This is a genomic window from Pseudomonas sp. WS 5071 (genome assembly GCF_012985765.1).
GTDB lineage: Bacteria > Pseudomonadota > Gammaproteobacteria > Pseudomonadales > Pseudomonadaceae > Aquipseudomonas > Aquipseudomonas lundensis_A.
In genome coordinates, this window is sequence record NZ_JAAQWY010000020.1 from 75843 (window position 1) to 94917 (window position 19075).

A 19075-nucleotide genomic window follows, 5' to 3' on the forward strand; every position below is an offset into this window, starting at 1 on the left:
GAGGGCGTGACCATGTGTGAGCTTTACGTTAAAGCCGATCCGATTCTGTACGAGTCGCGCTCGCGATCGTTGCGTATTTGTGGCGTGGTCACGACATTGCGTCTGGAGAACCAGTTCTGGGACATCCTCAGTGAAATTGCCGAAGCCGATGGCATGACCACCAATCAGCTGGTGGCCAAGCTCTACGAAGAGGTGATGGATTACCGGGGCGAAGTGGTTAACTTCGCCTCGTTCCTGCGGGTCAGTTGCACCCGCTACCTGAGTCAGGGCCGGGTGGCGGGTGTGCCTGAGGCCAGTGAGCACCTGCTGCCCAGGCCCTCCCTGCGCTCGGTTTGAGGCGTTGGATTGATCGCTTCGCGAGCACGCGCATGCTGGCCAAGCCCGCGGGTTTCCGGCGCTAGAAGAAGCGTGTCACGCTGATTTTAGCGTTGCGCCCGGGGCTGTAGGCATTCAGGCCGCTGAGCATCGGTCGGTAGCTCGTGTTGAACAGGTTATCCACGGTGAAGTTGACTTCGGTGCCTTTGAGGTAGCGCTGCTGCGGCGTCCAGTTGGCAAATACGCTTTGTACGTTGTATGCGTCGTTGGCGTAGTGGTCGTAGAACGTGTCACCCACGGAGCTGGCAGGGCCCTCGGCATATTTGTCGCTGGGCAAGCGGTCGGTTTTGCGCACGAACTCACCCTGCCAGCCAATGCGCGCGTCCCAGTCAGGAATTTTCACGCCGAGCACGGCCACCCATTTTGGTGCGGGAATGTCCCGCGCCCAGACATTCGGGCCCCAAGGGTTGGTGTAGGCGCCTTCGTGGGTACCTGTCATCCACGAGTACGACAGTGAGCCGAACAGGTAAGTGGAGTCGTAGAAACTTTCGACTTCGAAGCCCTTAATGGTCAGGCTGCCGATGTTGCGGTAGTTGGCCATCGGCAACAGGCCCGCACATTCATCACCCATGCCGCCGACTGTTTGTTGGGCGGCACAGCCCACACCCGTGGCCTTGAAAATCTCGTCATCGACCTTGTTGCGGAACAGGGTGGTGCGAATCAAGGCCTTGTCGTTTTTGCTAAAGATACGATCAAACGTGGTGATGTTGCCGGCGCGCCAACCCGTCATGCGTTCCGGGTCGAGGTTGACAGCGCTGGCTGTGCGGTTGCCCAGGGCTTGCACCTCGTATTGCTCATCGATCACGGGCGCCCGCCAGGTTTTGCTGTAGTCGGCAAACAGCGCGGTGTTGGGGGTGATTTTCCAGAATGCGGACAGGCGTGGCGACCAACCGACGTAGGTTTGGTCGCTGTAATCGTGACCGATTTGCGGGTGGTTATAGTACGGCGCATCATTTTCTTCGCCACGGTTGCGCACATGGTCGTAACGCAACGAAGGGGTCAGGGTGAAATCGCCCAGCGTGATTGCGTCCTGAATATAGAAGCTATTGGTGTCGACTTTGCCTTTGGGCATGAACGCCGGTTGGTAATGGCCGTAGTTGTATTTGGGCACATCGTAGGTTTTGCCCGGCATCCACATGTCGACTTCACGCTGGTGCTTGCGAAATTGCAGCCCGGTGGTGAACACATGGTCCAACGGCCCGGTCGGGAAGAGGCTGATGTTGGTCAGTTGCAGCATGTTATCGGTGTAGCCGGTTTCCATTTTGCGACCGCCCGTGGTGGGCTGTACGTAAGCATTCAGGCCGCGCTCGTCGATTTGCTCGGTGTTGGAGTGAGAGAACTTCACTTCCAGATCAATCAACGGGTTGTCCAAAGGCTGGTAGGCGTATTTACCCGACCAGGTGGTGTCGACGGTCGAGCGGTTCGACAAGTACTTGCGCGTGGCCGCGTCATAGCCAATTTTGTTGATGGTGTCTTTGTTCGGCGGGGCCGGGTAGCTGACCGCTGAGAACGGCACCCACAGGTAGTTGTTGGAGCGCGAGTACGACAGGCCGACGCTGTGTTCGTCGTTGAGGTGCAGATTCAGTTTGAGCAACTGCGCATCCATGTCTTGCGCGGTGTTGGGCAGGCGTTTGGGGTTGACCGGGTAGACGTTGTCTGGATTGGGCATGTGGCCGGCCAACTTCATGTCGCCGCCGTCGCGTTTGGTGTAATACACCAGCGCATCGGCGCGCCCGTCTTCGCTGCGGCCATAGGCTGCGCCGGTGTACACCTGCTGATGGTCGTTGCTGCTGTAACCGTATTTGAGCATTGCACCCGCATTTTTGCCGTCTTCCAGCAGGTCGGGCGCGTCTTTGGTTTCCATGTGCACCACACCGCCGAAGCCGCCGTTGCCGGTTCGGACATCGTGTGGGCCTTTTTCCACCTCAATGCTTTTGATCAGCTCCGGCTCGATGAAAATCGTGCCTTGCTTGTAACGCTCAAAACCGCTTTTAGTCGCGCCGTCGACGGTCATTGGCACGTCTTCGGCTTCACCAAACCCCCAAATGTTGATGGTCTGACCGCCAGGCTTGAGCGATCCGCCGAGGTTGATGCCCGGTAACTTCGATAACAGGCTGGGAATGTTGTTGGACTGGTAGCGATTGATTTCGGCCTGATCCATGGTGGATTTGCCGACACTGCTGGAGTCCACCTCATTGCCATTGCCGATCACGCTCAGTGCGCCCAGTTGCAAGCTGTTGCTGGTGGTGTTGCCTTCTTCCTTGGGGCGCACGACGTAGGTGCGGTCGACCTGGATCAGGCTGAAGTCGGTTCCGCGCAGCAATTGAGTGATAGCGTCTTGGGCGCTGTAATCGCCACTCAGTGCCGGGGCCTTGATGTTGCGCAACAGTTCTTCGTCAAACAGCAACGTGATCCCGGCTTGTTGGGCCACGGCACTCAAGGAGCTCGCCAGCGACTGCGCAGGCAAGTGCAGCTGGATCGATTCGGCGTGGGCGTGCAGGCTGAACGCCATGCAAGCGGCCAGCAGAATCGGGCGTGTGCAGAGTTGTGAGACGTGATGTGGTGCGCGAAACATGAAATCCCCCCGTGCGGCAACAAAGGCCAAAAAGACATGCGTTGGTAACGCAGACCGAAGGAAGACGCGGGGCGAATAAAAATCCACATATGCGAATGCAAAATATTCGCATATGTTTTTTTAGCGGGGTTCGATGCGGACTTTTCCGTTGTCCAGCCACACGGTTTTTACCGGAATCAAGGCAGGCAAGGCCTTGACCAGCGCCAACGGATCCGTGACATCGAGGTTGCCGGACACTTTGTAGTGCCCGAGCGGGCCGTTAGCCAGTTCGATGACGTCAGGCTGATAGAGGTCCAATTCGTCGATCAGGCTGGCCAACGCACGATTGCGAAAGGCCAAATGCCCGCTGCGCCAATCGGCGACCTCGCCAGCAGTCAGGGTCTGCTCCGTCAACGCCTGATGCGCGAAGTCGTACGTGGCACGCTGGTCGGCGCCGAGCAAGGCAGAGTGCGTGCCGTCAGGCGTGAATGCCACTTGGCCGTGGGCGACGCTGACCACCAGTTGGCGAGGGCTGCGGCGCACATCGAAGCCGGTGCCCACCACGCGGACCCGTGCATCGCCAGCGTGCACCACCAGTGGCTGGTCTTTATTGGCCGCCGCTTCGATGTAGAGCTGGCCGTGCTCCAGAAAAAGGTCGCGTTGATGCGCACTGAAGTTGATGCGCAGTTGTGTATTGGCGTTCACGTACAGGGTGCTGCCATCGGGCAGCGTCAGGGTTTTTGCGCCTTGGGCGTGGGTCGTGATGTGTTGCTGGTGCAGCACGACAGGGGTGCCGATATTCAATGCCAGCACGGCGCACAACACGGCGGCTGCAGTGGCCAGCGCAACCGTCGAGCGACGTTTGATCACAGGTGTGTGCGGGCGCGGCTGTGGTGTGTTCAGGTGGTGCAGTTCGCCCAGGTCTGCCCACAGGGATTCAAATTCGGCATATGCCCGGGCATGCGCCGGATCGGCGCGCCAGGCGTCAAATTGCGCACGGGTCTGTTCATCGGGTCGATTGCGATTACGGGTAAACCAGCTGGCGGCTTCAGCCTCAATGCTGCCGTAGTCGTCCGATTGAATAGGCCTCATTCTGGCTGCTCCTTGCCGCTGTCCCGGTGTAAATGTTGCTTGCAGTGCAACAACGCAAAGGCAATGTGCTTTTCCACCATGCTGACCGAAATTCCCATGCGTTGCGCGATCTGCGCCTGACTCAACCCTTCAAAGCGGTGCAGCATAAGGGCTTCACGGCGCCGAGGCGAGAGCTCTGCGAGCACGGTCTTGAGCTGTTCAAGCCGTTGCAGGCGTTGTGCGGCCAGCATGGGATCATCCCTCTCATCGCTTAAAGGTTCGTCTTCACGCTCGCCTTGATCCGGATGAACGGATTGGCGAACCTGCTGGCGTCGCCAGTGATCGCGCAGCAGGTTGCGCGCCATCTGAAATAAAAATGCCCGGGGTTGCTGCACCTTGGCCCGGTCCTGATAGCCCAGCCATTGGGTGAAAACGTCTTGCGTCATGTCAGCTGCATCGCTGGCGTTGTCGGTGCGTTTACGCAGGAAATGCAGAATCTGCGTATAGAACTCGCGAAAGGATTCGGCCAACGCGGGGTCGGGTTTTAAGCGAGACATGAAAATCCTTGTGGACTCAGCGATGCACAATAAGTTGCGAATGGTATCGAGAATTATTGTCGTTTGTCTCTATGGACGTTGATTTTTCGCTTTTTCCTACGGATAAATGGCTAATTACTGGGTGAGCGCTTTACTGAATGTGGAAATCACGATCAGCTTCCAGGAGAAACGCTATGTCGGGTTGGTATGAATTGAGCAAGACCAGCAGTGGGCAGTTCCGATTCGTATTGAAAGCAGCGAATGCCGAAACCATTTTGGTGAGTGAGCAATACACCACGCACGAGGCGGCGAAAAAGGGCATTGCTTCGGTTCAGGTCAACAGCCCGCTGGATGAGCGTTACGACAGGAAAGTGGCGAAAGACGGCAAGCCGTATTTCAACCTGAAGGCCGCGAACCACCAGATCATCGGCACCAGTGAGCAATACAACACCGAAGCGGCGCGGGAGAAGGGCATTGCCAGTGTGAAAAAAAACGGGCCCACCACGGTGATCAAAGAGAAGCTTTGAGCCGGGGCCGTTCAAGGCTCAAGCCGGCTTGCCCGCGCGCTGACGACGCTTGGTCAGCGGGCGGGCATGAGGGGGAAGGCCTTAGCGTTCGACTGGCACCGAGTGGCGGGTGTCACCCAGCGGGTGGGTTTTAGCGTTAAAGAAGCGTAATGACGCCTTTTTCTCTGCAAATAGCTGCGTGTAATGGTTTTTCTGAAAGCGGATGAAGGCCTCGCTGCGCGGGTAAATCGAGATGCAGAGGGTTTTCAACGGCGCCAGGCGCAGGGCGTCAATCAGGTGTTGATCCTGCTCACCCAGGCTATGGCCGAAGATGCAGAGCGTGTCTTTGTGAGCCATTAACTGTTCATGGCAAAACGACAAGTAATCCGAATGCCGGATGGACTTGCGCTTGTCGTCGCTGGTGCCTTCGCTGACAAACAGCGGCACGTCATCCAGTGCGCTGATGGAATGATTAATGGCGAAGTTGCTGAGCAGCGCTGCTTCATCACCCACGGATTTGCGCGCCTTGCCTTCCTGATTTTTCACCAGGTGCAACGCTCCGTGCAGGTACAGCACACGGGTGGCTTTGCCTTTGGCCGCGCCCAGCGCCAGGTCAAAGGTGGCGCCCGCTGCCTGGAATAAATCGTTGAAATGCTTGGGTGCCTGCATCACGGCCCAAGGCGCCAGCAAGTCATAGTTGGAGCAATACACCGTGCTGTATCGGGCCAGTTCTTCCTGCCAGCACGCCAGCGTGGCGGCGGGCATCAAGCGCCAGGGGATGTGGACATCCTGAGTGCTGTTGATCAGGGCTTCTTTGATGGCGTAGTAACGTTTGCGCGGTGATGCCGAGCTGATAGCCAGCGCCTTGTTGACCTTGCTCGCAGTTTTCAGGGCGCTGAGGACGTGCTCAAAATTGCGCGTGTTCAAAGCATCGAACACGCTGAGTTCCGTCTGGCTCAGGGGCTTTTCGGCCACGCTTTTGGTCTTTTCAAACAGCGAGTCGTAATAAAAGTCATGCCACACAGCCATGCTGGCGCCATTGCCGAGCAACAAACCGCTGCACGGGGTGCTGGTGCGTAAAGCGTTCCAGTCTTCTAGTTCGGCATCAAATTCCTGGAAGGGGGTCATGGCGTCGGTCATCTCAAAGCGTGGGCGGTGCAGGACTTTATCACGACCCAGTATTGAGCCAGATCAACATCCTGATGCGCAGATGAGTTGAAGCTATGCTCATTGACTTCATCAGCGTCGCGGGTGCGCCCGCAAAGAGGACTCGCCATGACCAGTACCTTTTTTATCCCGGCCGTGAACATCATGGGCAACGGTTGTCTGGATGAAGCCATGACTGCCATTCGCAACTATGGGTTTCGCAACGCGTTGATCGTGACCGACGCCGGGCTGGCCAAGGCAGGCGTGGCGGCCATGATTGCCGAAAAACTGGCCGCGCAGGACATCAATTCGGTGGTGTTCGACGGCGCCAAACCCAACCCGAGCATCGCCAATGTGGAAGCCGGTCTGGCCGTGCTCAAGCAGCATAAATGTGATTTCGTACTGTCGCTGGGCGGCGGTTCTCCCCACGACTGCGCCAAGGGCATTGCGCTGTGCGCCACCAATGGCGGGCATATTCGTGATTACGAAGGCGTAGACCGCTCGGCCAAGCCGCAATTGCCACTGGTGGCCATCAACACCACCGCGGGCACGGCCAGTGAGATGACGCGTTTTTGCATCATTACCGATGAAGAGCGTCACGTAAAAATGGCCATCGTCGACCGCAACGTGACGCCGCTGCTGTCGGTCAATGACCCGGCGTTGATGGTGGCCATGCCTAAAGGCCTGACCGCAGCCACTGGCATGGATGCGTTGACCCATGCCATTGAGGCGTATGTGTCCACAGCGGCCAACCCGATTACCGATGCCTGTGCGATCAAAGCAATGGAACTGATCAGCCACAACCTGCGTCAGGCGGTACAAAACGGCAAAGACCTGACCGCGCGCGAGAACATGGCCTACGCACAATTTCTGGCTGGCATGGCGTTCAACAACGCCTCGCTTGGGTTTGTGCATGCGATGGCTCACCAATTGGGCGGTTTCTATGACTTGCCCCATGGTGTCTGTAACGCGGTGCTGTTGCCCCACGTGCAGACCTTCAATGCCAGTGTGTGCGCCTCGCGCCTGACTGACGTGGCCCATGCGCTGGGCGCGGATATCCGCGGTTTGAGCCCGGAAGAGGGTGCTCAGGCGGCGATTGCGGCGATACGTACGCTGGCCAAGGATGTCGAGATCCCGGCAGGTCTGCGGGACTTGGGCGCCAAGCTGGATGACATCCCGATTCTGGCGACCAACGCATTGAAAGATGCCTGTGGTCTGACCAACCCGCGCAAGGCAGATCAGGCGCAGATTGAAGAGATCTTTCGAAACGCGTTTTGAGTCAGGCCAGAGGCTTTCAAATCTCGCGCATAAAAAAACGGCCGGTTTAACCCGGCCGTTTTTGTGCCTGACTTAAAAGTGCTTACTGCACTTCTACCGCGAGGCTTTCACTGATTTTCTTTTGCCAGATCGCCGGGCCAGTGATGTGCACCGACTCGCCTTTACTGTCGACAGCCACGGTCACTGGCATGTCTTTCACGTCGAACTCGTAGATCGCTTCCATGCCCAGTTCGGCAAAGGCAACCACGCGTGACTTCTTGATTGCCTGGGCAACCAGGTAAGCCGCGCCGCCTACCGCCATCAGGTACACGGCTTTGTGTTCTTTGATCGCTTCAATGGCGGTCGGGCCACGCTCGGATTTGCCGATCATGCCCAGCAGGCCGGTCTGGTCGAGGATCTGGCGTGTGAACTTGTCCATCCGCGTTGCGGTGGTCGGACCCGCTGGACCCACCACTTCGTCGCCCACTGGATCAACCGGGCCCACGTAGTAGATGAAGCGTCCCTTGAGGTCGACCGGCAAGGTTTCACCCTTGTTCAGCATTTCAACCATGCGCTTGTGCGCAGCGTCACGACCGGTGAGCATTTTGCCGTTCAGCAGGACGGTTTCGCCCGGCTTCCAGCTCTGCACGTCTTCCGGGGTCAGGGTGTCGAGATTGACGCGACGGGCCGACGGGCCAGCTTCCCAGACGATTTCCGGGTAGGCGTCCAGAGGTGGCGCTTCCAGCGCTGCAGGGCCGGAGCCGTCCAGCACGAAGTGGGCGTGACGGGTGGCAGCACAGTTCGGGATCATGCACACCGGCAGCGAAGCGGCGTGGGTCGGGTAGTCCATGATTTTTACGTCGAGCACGGTGGTCAGGCCGCCAAGGCCTTGAGCGCCGATGCCCAATTGGTTGACCTTTTCGAACAGCTCCAGACGCATCTCTTCGATACGGTTGGACGGGCCGCGCTTGATCAGCTCGTGAATGTCGATGGATTCCATCAACACTTCTTTGGCCATGACGGCCGCTTTTTCAGCCGTGCCGCCGATGCCGATGCCCAGCATGCCCGGTGGGCACCAGCCAGCGCCCATGGTCGGAACGGTTTTGAGTACCCAGTCTACGATCGAGTCGGACGGGTTGAGCATGGCCATTTTCGACTTGTTCTCGGAACCGCCGCCTTTGGCCGCTACGTCCACTTCCACGGTATTGCCCGGGACGATGGAGTAGTGGATGACCGCAGGGGTGTTGTCCTTGGTGTTGCGGCGGGCACCGGCCGGGTCGGCCAGGATCGAAGCACGCAGGACGTTTTCCGGCAGGTTGTAAGCGCGACGCACGCCTTCGTTGATCATGTCGTCCAGGCCCATGGTGGCGCCATCCCAGCGCACGTCCATGCCCACGCGTACGAACACGGTGACGATGCCGGTGTCCTGGCAGATCGGGCGGTGGCCGGTGGCACACATGCGCGAATTGATCAGGATTTGTGCCATCGAGTCACGGGCCGCTGGCGATTCTTCGCGCAGGTAAGCCTCGTGCATGGCCTGGATGAAGTCCACGGGGTGGTAGTAGGAAATGAATTGCAGGGCGTCAGCAACGCTCTGAATCAGGTCGTCTTGCTTGATCACGGTCATGGGTCGCGCTCCTCTATAAGACGGGAACATTCAATAAGGTGTTTGCGACCTGGGTGCTTCGGTCTGTCGTAAACATCTTTGCAGGGATGCACCGGGCACGCATGACCGGCACAAAAAAGGCGCGGCAGTATAACCCGGCCCTCTCTTTGATACACCTGAGCAGGCAAAACTTGTAGTCGCTGCCCAAGACTGCGATAAGGGCCTGCGGAGCCTGCATTTCCTATCAATTGCGCGGGTTTGCGGGCATAGGGGGCCGCGCGGCCTTCACAACCCGGTAGCGTCTATAAGACTAATTGCCCACAGGAGCCCCGAAGTGCCCGAGTTACACGTCGCCGATCAGTGCTGGCCAGTTACCGTCGGCAGCAATTTGCTCGACAGCCTGAATCAGGCCGGGGTGCGCGTGCCCTACAGTTGCCGCGCGGGCAGTTGCCATGCGTGTCTGGTGCGTTGCGTGCAGGGCGAGCCGCTGGACTTGAAGCCGGATGCCTTGACCCGCACTCAGCGCGAACAAGGCTGGCGTCTGGCTTGTCAGTGTCAGGTGGTTGGGGATTTGCAGGTTGAAGCGTTTGATCCGATGCGCGATGGCGTGCCAGCCACAGTGGCAGCGCTTGACTGGTTAAGTCCGACGCTGTTGCGGCTTCGGCTCGTGCCCGAGCGCCCGCTGCGCTATCGCGCCGGGCAGCATTTGGTGCTGTGGACAGCCGACGGGGTGGCGCGGCCTTACTCATTGGCCAGTTTGCCGGGAGAAGACCCGTTTCTTGAGTTTCATCTCGATTGCACCCGGCCCGCTGCCTTTATCAGCGCAGCGTGTCAGTTCAAGGTGGGGGATGCCTTGCGGTTGGGCGAGTTGCGCGGCGGCGCGCTGCATTACGACCCGGACTGGCAGGAGCTGTCGCTGTGGTTACTGGCGGCGGGTAGCGGGCTGGGCCCGTTATACGGCGTATTACGTGAAGCCTTGCGCCACGCCCACCACGGGCCGATTCGCGTGGTGCATGTGGCCCGTGATGAGGCCGGGCATTACCTTAAGGCCGAATTGGATCAATTGGCGCAAGTGCATCCTCAACTGCTGGTCGAGTACGTACAGAAAGATGAATTGGCGGATTTTCTAGTCCGGATGCGCCTTGTTTCACGTCAGACGCGTGCCCTAGTCTGTGGGCACCCTGACACGGTGGAGGCGTTTACCAAACGGTTGTTCCTGGCAGGGTTGTCGCGCAATCAACTGCTGGCGGATGCTTTTTTAAGTCGGGGTTGAGCGCTGTCTTTCCACACGTTGAGCGTGCCCATGACTCAAGCCATTGTTATTGAACGTGACGGTGCGGTGTTGACCTTGCGCCTGAACCGCCCCGAGAAGAAAAACGCCCTGACCCGCGACATGTACAGTTGCTTGGCCACCGCACTGCAACAGGCGGATGCAGATGCATCAGTGCATGCCATCGTGTTGTGCGGCAGCGCGCAGTGTTTCACCAGCGGTAATGACATTGTCGACTTTCTTGAAGTCCCACCCGTGGACATGTCCAGCCCGGTGTTTGGTTTCATGCGCAGCCTGCTGGCCTGTCGTAAGCCGGTGGTGGCAGCGGTCGCTGGCGCTGCGGTGGGCATTGGCACCACGCTGTTGCTGCATTGCGACCTGGTGTATGTGACCGGCGATGCCCGCCTGCGCATGCCGTTTGTCAACTTGGGCCTGAGCCCGGAATTCGGTTCGAGCCTGCTGTTGCCGCAACGACTGGGGCAGGTGAGGGCCGCCCGGCTGTTGTTGTTGGGTGAGGGATTCAGTGGTGAGCAGGCGACGTCCTGGGGGTTGGCCAATGCGGCACTGGAAGACGGGGAGGCGGTGCTGCGCGAAGCTCATGCGGCGGCACATCGTCTGGCGGCGCTGGCCCCGGCGGCGGTGCAGGACAGCAAGCGGCTAATCAGGGCTCCGGGGCGTGAGCAGTTGCAGCGGGTGATTGAAGAAGAAAGCTGGCTGTTTATTCAACGCTTGAATTCGCCTGAGGCGTTGGCGGCGTTATCCGGATTTATCAACAAAACCGCTCCCTGATGCAAAAAGCCCCGCCGGATTGCTCGGGCGGGGCTTCGGGTTCGGGCCGGTTAAGGCTTAAACCATTTTGTCGCCGACATGCAGGATCTTCATGCCGTTGGTGCCACCGATGGTGTGGTAGCTGTCGCCTTTGGTCAGGATGACCCAGTCGCCTTTCTCGACAACGCCGCGCTTGAGCAGCTCGTCAATGGCAGCCTGGCTGACCTGTTCTGGCGGCAACGATGCCGGGTCGAACGGTACGGTGTAGACGCCACGGAACATGGCAGCACGGGCCTGGGTTTCGCGGTGCGGGGAGAACGCGTAGATCGGCACCGACGAGCGGATACGCGACATGATCAGTGGCGTGTAACCACTCTCGGTCAGGGCGATGATCGCCTTGACGCCCGGGAAGTGGTTAGCGGTGTACATGGCCGCCAGTGCGATGCTCTGGTCACAGCTTTCGAAGGTTTTACCGATGCGGTGGCTGGAGGTCTTGCTGGTCGGGTGCTTTTCAGCGCCGACACAAATGCGCGCCATGGCTTGCACGGCTTCCAGTGGGTAGGCGCCGGCAGCACTTTCAGCCGAGAGCATCACGGCGTCGGTGTAGTCGAGCACGGCGTTGGCCACGTCGGACACTTCAGCACGGGTTGGCATCGGGTTCTGAATCATCGACTCCATCATCTGGGTCGCAACAATCACAGCCTTGTTGTGGCGGCGTGCGTGCAGAATGATTTTCTTCTGGATGCCTACCAGCTCGGCGTCACCGATCTCGACGCCCAGGTCGCCACGGGCAACCATTACCGCGTCGCTGGCCTTGATCAGGCCGTCGAGGGTTTCGTCGTCAGCCACGGCTTCGGCCCGTTCGATCTTGGCCACCAGCCAGGCAGTACCGCCTGCTTCGTCGCGCAGTTGACGGGCGTATTCCATGTCGGCCGCATCACGCGGGAACGAAACGGCCAGGTAGTCGACCTGCATCTCGGCTGCGAGCTTGATGTCTGCCTTGTCTTTTTCGGTCAGCGCCGGAGCTGTCAGGCCGCCACCGCGACGGTTGATGCCTTTATGGTCAGAAAGCGGGCCGCCGATCAGCACGGTGCAGTGCAGGGCGTCATCGGTGGCGGTGTCGACACGCATGACCACGCGGCCATCGTCGAGCAGCAGTTCGTCGCCCACGCCGCAATCCTTGACCAGATCCGGGTAGTCGATGCCGACGATTTCTTGAGTGCCTTCCGTCAGCGGGTGGCTGGTGGAGAACGTGAAACGATCACCGATCTTCAGTTCGATGCGTTTGTTGGCGAATTTGGCGATACGAATTTTCGGGCCTTGCAGGTCACCCAGCAGGGCAACGAAGCGGCCATGCTTGGCGGCGATGTCACGTACCAGCTTGGCGCGGGCCTTGTGCTCATCGGGCGTGCCGTGGGAAAAGTTCAGACGGGCAACGTCCAGGCCAGCCAGGATCAGCTGCTCCAGCATTTCCGGTGAGTTACTGGCAGGGCCAAGGGTGGCAACGATTTTGGTTCGACGAACGGACATGCAAAGACTCCTGAGTTCAAGCGCTGCCAAAGGCTACTATGGTCTCAAGTTGTAGTCATTGTTCCTCTGCACTACTTTCGACTTAAGTTGTGGTGCATACGGTCATTGGTTGAAGAATTCGCTCGCCGGGTCGATACCCTGCCGAGAACAGGAGATACCCATGCGAATTTTGCTCGTTGTACTGTTGGCCACCAGTGTGGTCGGTTGCACCCGCTGGTCAATGAATCATCATTTGAACAATGCCTATCGTGCCTACGACCGGGGCAATTGCGAGGCGGTCATGCTGGAGTTGTCGGAGGTTGATCGCGACAGCCGTAGCCGTCCTTATATATGGCCTCAAACGGCCATGCTGCGTGGCTTGTGCCTGGAACGTACGAAGTTTTACCTGGATGCCGCCCAGACCTACGAATGGATCATCAAGGAGTTCCCGCAGAGCGAGTGGGCGTATCGGGCAAAGGCGCGTATTGAAACGTTGCGCATCCTCAAGTTCATTCCCGGGAATGCCACTACACAGGCCATCCCGGCAAAAATTTAACACCGAGCTGGCCATTTGCCTTGCTTTTACTAATATTGCTGTGCGATACGCGAAGTGACAGTTGTGTGTCTGCACAGTTTCACCGTGAGAGCCAAAAGCCTTAGCGAGCCACTTCAGTGGTCATTCCAGTTCCCGTGGGTCGTGCAGTGCGGGAAGTCCAGGTACTAGCGCGGTCATGCTTAATGGCCTTTCAAAGTGATATTCAGCATGTTTACTGATCGCCGTATCGAGCGTCATCAACTGCCGTATTTCTTGAATGTGTTCAATCGATTCACGGACAAGCCCCTGGGGTATTTGGGTAATGTCTGCGAAGAGGGGCTGATGCTCATCAGCCAGCTCCCGTTATTGGTCGACGCCAATTTTGAGCTGCGACTCAAGCTGCCCGACGCTGACGGTCGTGTGCAGGTGGTCGACCTGACCGCACGCTGCCTGTGGTGCCATGAAGATGTCACGCCGCATTACTACGACGCTGGCTTCATCCTCTACCAGCCGCCTTCCGAGTACACAGCCCTGATCACGGCCCTGCGTCAGTATTTCAGCTTCTATCCCTTGCCAGCGTCTGCCTGAGGCCGAGATCCGGGCTGGTCTTGCTCGGGGCTGAACGCCTAGACTTGCAGGGTCTACTGTTCAGGAACACCCCGTGACCACTATCTTCTGGTACGACTACGAAACCACCGGCATCAATCCGCGTTGTGACCGGCCAGTACAAGTCGCCGGCATTCGCACTGACCTTGAATTGAACGAGATTGACGAGCCGCTCAATCTGTACTGCCTGCCAAGCGACGACATCCTTGCGCACCCCATGGCCTGTTTGATCACCGGCATTACGCCCAGTCGCCTGGAAGATCGGGGGCTGGTCGAAGCCGAGTTCATGACGCGTACCCATGCGCACCTGTCCTTGCCCGGCACCTGCGGCGCAGGCTACAACACCTTGCGATTTGACGACGAGGTGACGCGCTACAGTCTGTATCGCAACTTCTTCGATCCTTACGCCCGTGAATGGCAGGGGGGTAACAGTCGCTGGGACTTGATCGATGTGGTGCGCACTGCCTATGCCTTGCGCCCTGAAGGGATTGTGTGGCCTGAAGAGGAGGGGCGCGTCACTCTTAAGCTAGAGCGTCTGGCCGCGGCTAATGGCATTGATCACGGTCAGGCCCATGATGCGTTGTCGGATGTGCGCGCAACGATTGCCCTGGCCCGATTGATTCGCGACAAACAACCTAAGTTATATGACTGGCTTTTCCAGTTGCGCACGAAACAACGTGTGCTTGATCAGGTTCGGCTGTTAGAGCCGATGGTGCATATTTCAGGACGGTTTTCGGCGGCGCGTCATTATTTGGGGGTGGTACTGCCGTTGGCGTGGCATCCGAAAAATCGCAATGCACTGATTGTCTGCGATTTGCACTTTGATCCGCGGCCATTATTGGAACTGGATGCTGAGTCACTCCGCGCACAGCTCTATACACATCGAGAAGATTTGCCCGACGGGCAATTACCGGTGCCGCTCAAGCTAATACACGTTAATCGTTGTCCGGTGGTGGCGCCGATGAATGTAGTGCGCGCACAGGATCAAGAGCGTTTGCAATTGGACGTTGGCCAATGCCAGGAACGGGCGCAAACACTTATCGAGGCGCAAGAACTATGGCGGGATAAATTAACGGCTATTTATGCCCGTGAAGACTTCGTGCCGAGCGCGGATCCGGAGCAGCAGTTATATGATGGCTTTATCGGTGACCGTGACCGTCGCCTGTGTGAACAAGTAAGACTCAGTGACCCTGAGGCATTGGCTAAAGATACCTGGCCTTTTGATGATGAACGCTTGCCTGAATTATTGTTCCGGTACCGGGCGCGAAACTTTGCTCATACGTTGAATGAGCAAGAGCGCGAACGCTGGCGCGTCTTCTGCCAGCAACGATTGACCGATCCGCAGATGGGCGCACCGCTGACCCTGGCTGCTTTCCAGCACAGCGTTGCAGAGCTGTCGCGCAGCGCTACGCCCGCGCAATTGACGTTGTTGAATGAGTGGCGCCGGTATGCAGAAGGTTTAAGTCGTCGCGTGTTTGTGGAGGGCGAACCGGGAAGAGAGGAGTAACGGGCGTCAATAAAAAAACGCCAGCAAGCTGGCGTTTTTTTGAGCATCGCAAATAAGCTGCGTGCGGGTATTACTTAGTCGAGCAAAGTTGCCCAGCCTTCAACCACGTCACCGCCCCACTTGGCTTTCCACTCTTTCAGTGTTTTGTGGTTGCCACCTTTGGTTTCAATCACTTCGCCGTTGTGCGGGTTTTTGTATTGTTTAACCTTGCGGGCACGTTTGGTGCCGGTAGTTTTCACAACACCGCGTGGTGTTTTGCTTACTTTGGACTCTGGGTCCAGCAGCGCAATAATATCGCGTAGCGATTTTTGGTATTCGCCCATCAGCGTGCGCAGTTTGCCTTCAAATTCCAGCTCAGTTTGAAGTTTGTCGTCTTCCGACAGATTCTTCAGGCGAGCTTGCAGCTCTTTGATGGCTTCTTCGGTTGCGCGGTATTCGTTGATCAGGGACATGAGGATAACCTTATGTTGAAAAGGGTTAACAGGGACACAGTGCGGCAATAATAGTCAGACACTTTGATCAAGTAAACCTGTCTGCGCAGATTTAGTTAAATTTTTATTCATTAACTTCGCTGTTTTGAATAAGCGCTATTAAATAGAGGCGTCGCTATCAACCCTATTAAAACGATTAATTAGGCGAATTCAGGTTGCAATAAACGCGATGCAGGCCGCGGTACTGTTGAGGCGGACCTCTGGCAGCGAGGCCCGGGGCGTGGGTAATCAGTCTCAACGAATACTGTCGTTTTGCTGCGCACTCGCTAGAATGGCGGCCTTAGTAAAGTTTTTGGAGTTTGCCCTACATGCGCACTTTTCGACTGGTGATTGCGTGCCCCGATGGCGTCGGCATTGTCGCCAAGGTCAGTAATTTTCTGGCCTCACACAATGGCTGGATCACTGAAGCGAGCCACCACTCGGACGACCAGAGCGGTTGGTTCTTTATGCGTCACGAAATCCGTGCGGATTCGCTGCCATTCGGCATCGAGGCGTTTCGCGAGGCATTTGCTCCTATCGCTGAAGAATTTTCGATGGTGTGGCGCATTACTGACACGGCGCAAAAGAAGCGCGTTGTGCTGATGGCCAGCCGCGAGTCGCACTGCCTGGCGGACCTGCTGCACCGCTGGCACAGCGATGAGCTGGATTGCGAGATCGCGTGTGTGATCTCCAACCATGATGACTTGCGCAGCATGGTGGAGTGGCACGGCATTCCGTATTACCACGTGCCGGTTGATCCCAAGGATAAAGAGCCTGCGTTCACTGAAGTCTCGCGTCTGGTCAAGCAGCACGATGCTGAAGTAGTGGTCCTGGCGCGCTACATGCAAATCCTGCCGCCGGACCTGTGCAAAGAATACGCAGGTCAGGTCATCAACATTCACCACAGCTTCCTGCCTTCCTTCGTTGGCGCCAAGCCTTACCACCAGGCTTCGCTGCGCGGCGTAAAACTGATTGGCGCGACGTGCCACTACGTGACCGAAGAACTCGATGCAGGTCCGATCATCGAGCAGGACGTGGTACGTGTAAGTCACAGTGACAGTATCGAAGACATGGTGCGTTTCGGCCGTGATGTCGAGAAGATGGTGCTGGCCCGTGGCCTGCGTTATCACCTGGAAGATCGCGTGCTGGTGCACGGCAACAAGACGGTGGTCTTTTAAGCAAGCGTCTCTGTGTGCTCATTGATGAATAACGCGCTGTCGATCGTCGATTGCAGCTTCGCGTTGTTCGTCAATGAAAACGCAATCTCGGGTTCCGAACAGGGGGAGGTGCCATGACCGATCCACTCGACAAGGCCACGTCCAGCGCACCGGCTACAGTGGGTGAGGGGTGTTTGAGTCGTTACGATCCGGACGCACTGAGCCCCGAAGACGGAACGGAGTTTCCTGACGCTGCCAGGCTGTGGGATCACTTACAGCAAGAGGCTGAAGCAGAACCTGATCTGTAGCCGCTCAGGCGGCCACAGATCATGCGTTCATTTATATGCGGAAGCTGCCGACCAGTTGTTTGAGACGAGCGGCTTGTTGCTCAAGGTCGGAACAGGCGCGCAATGTTGCCTGCAAGTTTTCAACGCCTTCCTGATTGAGGGTGTTGATTTCAGTAATGTCCATGTTGATCGATTCCACAACCGAGGTCTGTTCCTCGGTGGCAGTGGCGACCGACTGGTTCATGCCGTCAATTTCCCCAATACGTTCCGTAACGCTGGTCAGGCGCGCACCTGCACTGTTAGCGATCTCAACGCTGTCTTTGCTGTGACGCTGGCTCTCTTCCATGGTGTTGACCGAGTCGCGGGCGCTGACCTGCAATTCCTCAATCATCTTTTGCACTTGTTGCGCTGATTCCTGGGTGCGGTGCGCCAGATTGCGGACTTCATCTGCCACCACCGCAAAGCCACGTCCTGCTTCCCCGGCACGTGCTGCTTCAATCGCGGCGTTCAAAGCCAGGAGGTTGGTTTGCTGGGAAATGCTGGTGATGACCTCCAGGATCTGACCGATGTTCACGGTCTTGTCATTCAGTGACTCAATGTGGCTGCTGGACGTGCTGAGCATCTGCGACAGTTGCTGCATCGAGCCGATGCTGCGCTCCACCACTTGCTGGCCTTCTTCGGCCAGGCCGCGTGCATCGCTGGCTTGATGCGAGGCTTGTGCCGCATTGCGCGCGATTTCTTGCGCTGCGGCGCCCAGCTCGTTGATCGCTGCGGCCACGCTGTTGGTGCGGCTGGCTTGTTCGTCAGAGTTAACCATGGACGAATTGGATGCACTGACGACACGCAAGGCGACTTCATTGACGTGTTCGGTGGCCGAGGCCACTTCCGTCATGGAAGTATGAATACGCTCCACAAACTGGTTGAACGCGCTCCCCAATGTGCCGAATTCGTCTTTGGATTCGACTACCAGGCGGCGGGTCAGGTCGCCTTCACCTTCCGCGATGTTTTGCATGGCGCGGGTCATGACGTGCAGCGGCTGCATCAGTAGACGAATCAGCAAGCCGAGCAGGGCTATGATCGAGATCACCGCGATCAGCGTGGCAATGACTGCCGACGTGCGGAAGGTGCTGAGCATGGTATAGGCCTGCTCTTTATCAATCGACAGGCCGACGTACCAGTTGACCGACCCCAAGCCTTTGACCGGAGCAAACGTCACGATGCGTTCTTTGCCGTCGAGCTTGACTTCGCTGATGAGCGTGCTGATGGGAGGCGTGTTTTGAGGGTAGATATCTTTCAGGTTCTTGGTGACCAGAGTGTTATCCGGGTGAACCAGGATCTTGCCGTCTGCGCTGATCAGGAAGGCGTAACCCATGCCGCCAAAATCCAGGGCATTGATCGTGTCAGTGATGGTTTTGAGTGTCAGGTCAGTGCCGACGACTCCGAGGGTTTGCCCACCTTTTTTTACGGCGGTCCCAATGGAAATGATCATCTGCCCGGTGACCGCATCAATATAGGGTTCGGTCAGGCTGGCGGCATTGCTGTTCAGTGCATCCTTGTACCAAGGCCTGCTGCGCGGATCGAAGCCATCCGGCATTTTGCTATCGGGGCGGATGGTGAATGCACCTTGGGTGTCACCGAAGTAGACCGCCATAAATGAGCTGCTAAGGAATCTCCGAACAAGCCTTCAGTTATGCGAGAATCCCCGCAACACCTGATCCGAGCCGCCCATGAGCCAGATGAGCTTTTCCGACTTTGAGTACGCCGGCAAGCGCAAGCAAACCCGCCGAGAGCGCTTCCTCGCCGAAATGGATCAGGTGGTGCCCTGGGCAGGCCTGCTGGAGCTGATCGAACCGTTCTACCCCAAGGCCGGCGGCGGTAGAAAACCCTATCCTCTGGAAACCATGCTGCGCATCCA

The 19075-nt window shown here is 57.7% G+C and carries 19 protein-coding genes and 1 pseudogene; 11 read left to right on the plus strand and 9 right to left on the minus strand.

The features are described 5' to 3' along the window. Window positions 1-12 precede the first annotated feature (12 nt). The gene (locus tag HBN61_RS13835; RefSeq protein WP_170046993.1) at window positions 13-336 is read left to right on the plus strand and encodes a ribbon-helix-helix domain-containing protein; all 324 of its coding nucleotides are present in this window, start codon (window positions 13-15) and stop codon (window positions 334-336) included. A 61-nt stretch (window positions 337-397) separates the two neighbouring features. Here HBN61_RS13835 and HBN61_RS13840 read toward each other — a convergent pair whose 3' ends face one another. From HBN61_RS13840 to HBN61_RS13850, 3 genes are all read right to left on the minus strand, one after another. Then, on the minus strand, window positions 398-2950 hold the full coding sequence (locus HBN61_RS13840) for a TonB-dependent receptor (protein WP_170046994.1): 2553 nt from the start codon (window positions 2948-2950) through the stop codon (window positions 398-400). Between the two features lie 120 nt (window positions 2951-3070). Continuing rightward, window positions 3071-4021, minus strand: coding sequence for a FecR family protein (locus HBN61_RS13845; protein ID WP_170046995.1), 951 nt, complete (start codon window positions 4019-4021; stop codon window positions 3071-3073). After that, complete coding sequence (locus HBN61_RS13850; protein ID WP_169965234.1) at window positions 4018-4557, minus strand: RNA polymerase sigma factor; 540 nt, start codon at window positions 4555-4557, stop codon at window positions 4018-4020. Before HBN61_RS13850 ends, HBN61_RS13845 begins: the two co-directional genes overlap by 4 nt. Window positions 4558-4730: 173 nt before the next feature. Here HBN61_RS13850 and HBN61_RS13855 point away from each other — a divergent pair, with 173 nt between their 5' ends. After that, on the plus strand, window positions 4731-5063 hold the full coding sequence (locus HBN61_RS13855) for a YegP family protein (RefSeq protein ID WP_170046996.1): 333 nt from the start codon (window positions 4731-4733) through the stop codon (window positions 5061-5063). 81 nt (window positions 5064-5144) lie between these two features. On the opposite strand, the gene HBN61_RS13860 is transcribed toward HBN61_RS13855, so the two are convergent. Beyond that, on the minus strand, window positions 5145-6170 hold the full coding sequence (locus HBN61_RS13860) for a DUF4917 family protein (RefSeq protein ID WP_169965232.1): 1026 nt from the start codon (window positions 6168-6170) through the stop codon (window positions 5145-5147). Window positions 6171-6317: 147 nt separating this feature from the next. Between HBN61_RS13860 and yiaY the strand changes: the two genes are divergently transcribed. Continuing rightward, the gene (gene yiaY, locus HBN61_RS13865; protein WP_170046997.1) at window positions 6318-7466 is read left to right on the plus strand and encodes an L-threonine dehydrogenase; all 1149 of its coding nucleotides are present in this window, start codon (window positions 6318-6320) and stop codon (window positions 7464-7466) included. An 82-nt stretch (window positions 7467-7548) separates the two neighbouring features. Here the strand turns inward: yiaY and HBN61_RS13870 are convergent, their stop codons facing one another. Continuing rightward, complete coding sequence (locus tag HBN61_RS13870; RefSeq protein ID WP_094993866.1) at window positions 7549-9072, minus strand: fumarate hydratase; 1524 nt, start codon at window positions 9070-9072, stop codon at window positions 7549-7551. A gap of 313 nt (window positions 9073-9385) precedes the next feature. On the opposite strand from HBN61_RS13870, the gene HBN61_RS13875 reads away from it, so the two are divergent. Together HBN61_RS13875 and HBN61_RS13880 are read left to right on the plus strand one after the other, a co-directional pair. Then, on the plus strand, window positions 9386-10324 hold the full coding sequence (locus HBN61_RS13875) for an iron-sulfur-binding ferredoxin reductase (protein WP_170046998.1): 939 nt from the start codon (window positions 9386-9388) through the stop codon (window positions 10322-10324). Window positions 10325-10354: 30 nt separating this feature from the next. Next, window positions 10355-11110 carry an enoyl-CoA hydratase-related protein gene (locus HBN61_RS13880; protein WP_170046999.1) on the plus strand — a complete coding sequence of 252 codons (756 nt, stop codon included), beginning with the start codon at window positions 10355-10357 and terminating at the stop codon, window positions 11108-11110. A gap of 57 nt (window positions 11111-11167) precedes the next feature. Here the strand turns inward: HBN61_RS13880 and pyk are convergent, their stop codons facing one another. Next, a complete protein-coding gene (gene pyk / locus HBN61_RS13885) occupies window positions 11168-12619 on the minus strand; it encodes a pyruvate kinase (RefSeq protein WP_094993869.1) in 1452 nt (483 codons plus the stop codon). A gap of 160 nt (window positions 12620-12779) precedes the next feature. Between pyk and HBN61_RS13890 the strand changes: the two genes are divergently transcribed. From HBN61_RS13890 to sbcB, 3 genes are all read left to right on the plus strand, one after another. Then, complete coding sequence (locus HBN61_RS13890; RefSeq protein WP_094993870.1) at window positions 12780-13154, plus strand: tetratricopeptide repeat protein; 375 nt, start codon at window positions 12780-12782, stop codon at window positions 13152-13154. 207 nt (window positions 13155-13361) lie between these two features. After that, window positions 13362-13721 carry a PilZ domain-containing protein gene (locus HBN61_RS13895; RefSeq protein WP_170047000.1) on the plus strand — a complete coding sequence of 120 codons (360 nt, stop codon included), beginning with the start codon at window positions 13362-13364 and terminating at the stop codon, window positions 13719-13721. Between the two features lie 73 nt (window positions 13722-13794). After that, window positions 13795-15246, plus strand: a complete 1452-nt coding sequence (gene sbcB, locus HBN61_RS13900) for an exodeoxyribonuclease I (RefSeq protein WP_170047001.1) — start codon at window positions 13795-13797, stop codon at window positions 15244-15246. A gap of 74 nt (window positions 15247-15320) precedes the next feature. On the opposite strand, the gene mvaT is transcribed toward sbcB, so the two are convergent. Beyond that, the gene (gene mvaT / locus HBN61_RS13905) at window positions 15321-15698 is read right to left on the minus strand and encodes a histone-like nucleoid-structuring protein MvaT (RefSeq protein ID WP_047276768.1); all 378 of its coding nucleotides are present in this window, start codon (window positions 15696-15698) and stop codon (window positions 15321-15323) included. A 347-nt stretch (window positions 15699-16045) separates the two neighbouring features. On the opposite strand from mvaT, the gene purU reads away from it, so the two are divergent. After that, window positions 16046-16894: a formyltetrahydrofolate deformylase gene (purU, locus tag HBN61_RS13910; RefSeq protein WP_094994950.1), complete on the plus strand. Its 849-nt coding sequence runs from the start codon at window positions 16046-16048 to the stop codon at window positions 16892-16894. 113 nt (window positions 16895-17007) lie between these two features. Beyond that, the gene (locus HBN61_RS13915) at window positions 17008-17181 is read left to right on the plus strand and encodes a hypothetical protein (protein ID WP_170047002.1); all 174 of its coding nucleotides are present in this window, start codon (window positions 17008-17010) and stop codon (window positions 17179-17181) included. Window positions 17182-17212: 31 nt separating this feature from the next. Here HBN61_RS13915 and HBN61_RS22985 read toward each other — a convergent pair whose 3' ends face one another. Then, window positions 17213-18052, minus strand: a complete 840-nt coding sequence (locus HBN61_RS22985) for a methyl-accepting chemotaxis protein (protein ID WP_432760259.1) — start codon at window positions 18050-18052, stop codon at window positions 17213-17215. Window positions 18053-18070: 18 nt separating this feature from the next. Continuing rightward, window positions 18071-18811, minus strand: a pseudogene (locus tag HBN61_RS22990) (cache domain-containing protein); the annotation flags it as partial. A gap of 76 nt (window positions 18812-18887) precedes the next feature. Between HBN61_RS22990 and HBN61_RS13925 the strand changes: the two are divergent. Next, on the plus strand, window positions 18888-19075 hold a 188-nt coding region (locus tag HBN61_RS13925), incomplete at its 3' end, for a transposase (RefSeq protein WP_524539063.1).

Coding starts and splice junctions, on each gene's coding strand:
- HBN61_RS13915 (WP_170047002.1), top strand. CDS start 17,008: ATGACCGATCCACTCGACAAGGCCACGTCCAGCGCACCGGCTACAGTG.
- HBN61_RS13890 (WP_094993870.1), top strand. CDS start 12,780: ATGCGAATTTTGCTCGTTGTACTGTTGGCCACCAGTGTGGTCGGTTGC.
- HBN61_RS13855 (WP_170046996.1), top strand. CDS start 4,731: ATGTCGGGTTGGTATGAATTGAGCAAGACCAGCAGTGGGCAGTTCCGA.
- HBN61_RS13860 (WP_169965232.1), bottom strand. CDS start 6,170: ATGACCCCCTTCCAGGAATTTGATGCCGAACTAGAAGACTGGAACGCT.
- HBN61_RS13840 (WP_170046994.1), bottom strand. CDS start 2,950: ATGTTTCGCGCACCACATCACGTCTCACAACTCTGCACACGCCCGATT.
- HBN61_RS13835 (WP_170046993.1), top strand. CDS start 13: ATGTGTGAGCTTTACGTTAAAGCCGATCCGATTCTGTACGAGTCGCGC.
- mvaT (WP_047276768.1), bottom strand. CDS start 15,698: ATGTCCCTGATCAACGAATACCGCGCAACCGAAGAAGCCATCAAAGAG.
- pyk (WP_094993869.1), bottom strand. CDS start 12,619: ATGTCCGTTCGTCGAACCAAAATCGTTGCCACCCTTGGCCCTGCCAGT.
- HBN61_RS22985 (WP_432760259.1), bottom strand. CDS start 18,052: ATGACGGAAGTGGCCTCGGCCACCGAACACGTCAATGAAGTCGCCTTG.
- HBN61_RS13880 (WP_170046999.1), top strand. CDS start 10,355: ATGACTCAAGCCATTGTTATTGAACGTGACGGTGCGGTGTTGACCTTG.
- HBN61_RS13895 (WP_170047000.1), top strand. CDS start 13,362: ATGTTTACTGATCGCCGTATCGAGCGTCATCAACTGCCGTATTTCTTG.
- HBN61_RS13845 (WP_170046995.1), bottom strand. CDS start 4,021: ATGAGGCCTATTCAATCGGACGACTACGGCAGCATTGAGGCTGAAGCC.
- purU (WP_094994950.1), top strand. CDS start 16,046: ATGCGCACTTTTCGACTGGTGATTGCGTGCCCCGATGGCGTCGGCATT.
- HBN61_RS13870 (WP_094993866.1), bottom strand. CDS start 9,072: ATGACCGTGATCAAGCAAGACGACCTGATTCAGAGCGTTGCTGACGCC.
- yiaY (WP_170046997.1), top strand. CDS start 6,318: ATGACCAGTACCTTTTTTATCCCGGCCGTGAACATCATGGGCAACGGT.
- HBN61_RS13850 (WP_169965234.1), bottom strand. CDS start 4,557: ATGTCTCGCTTAAAACCCGACCCCGCGTTGGCCGAATCCTTTCGCGAG.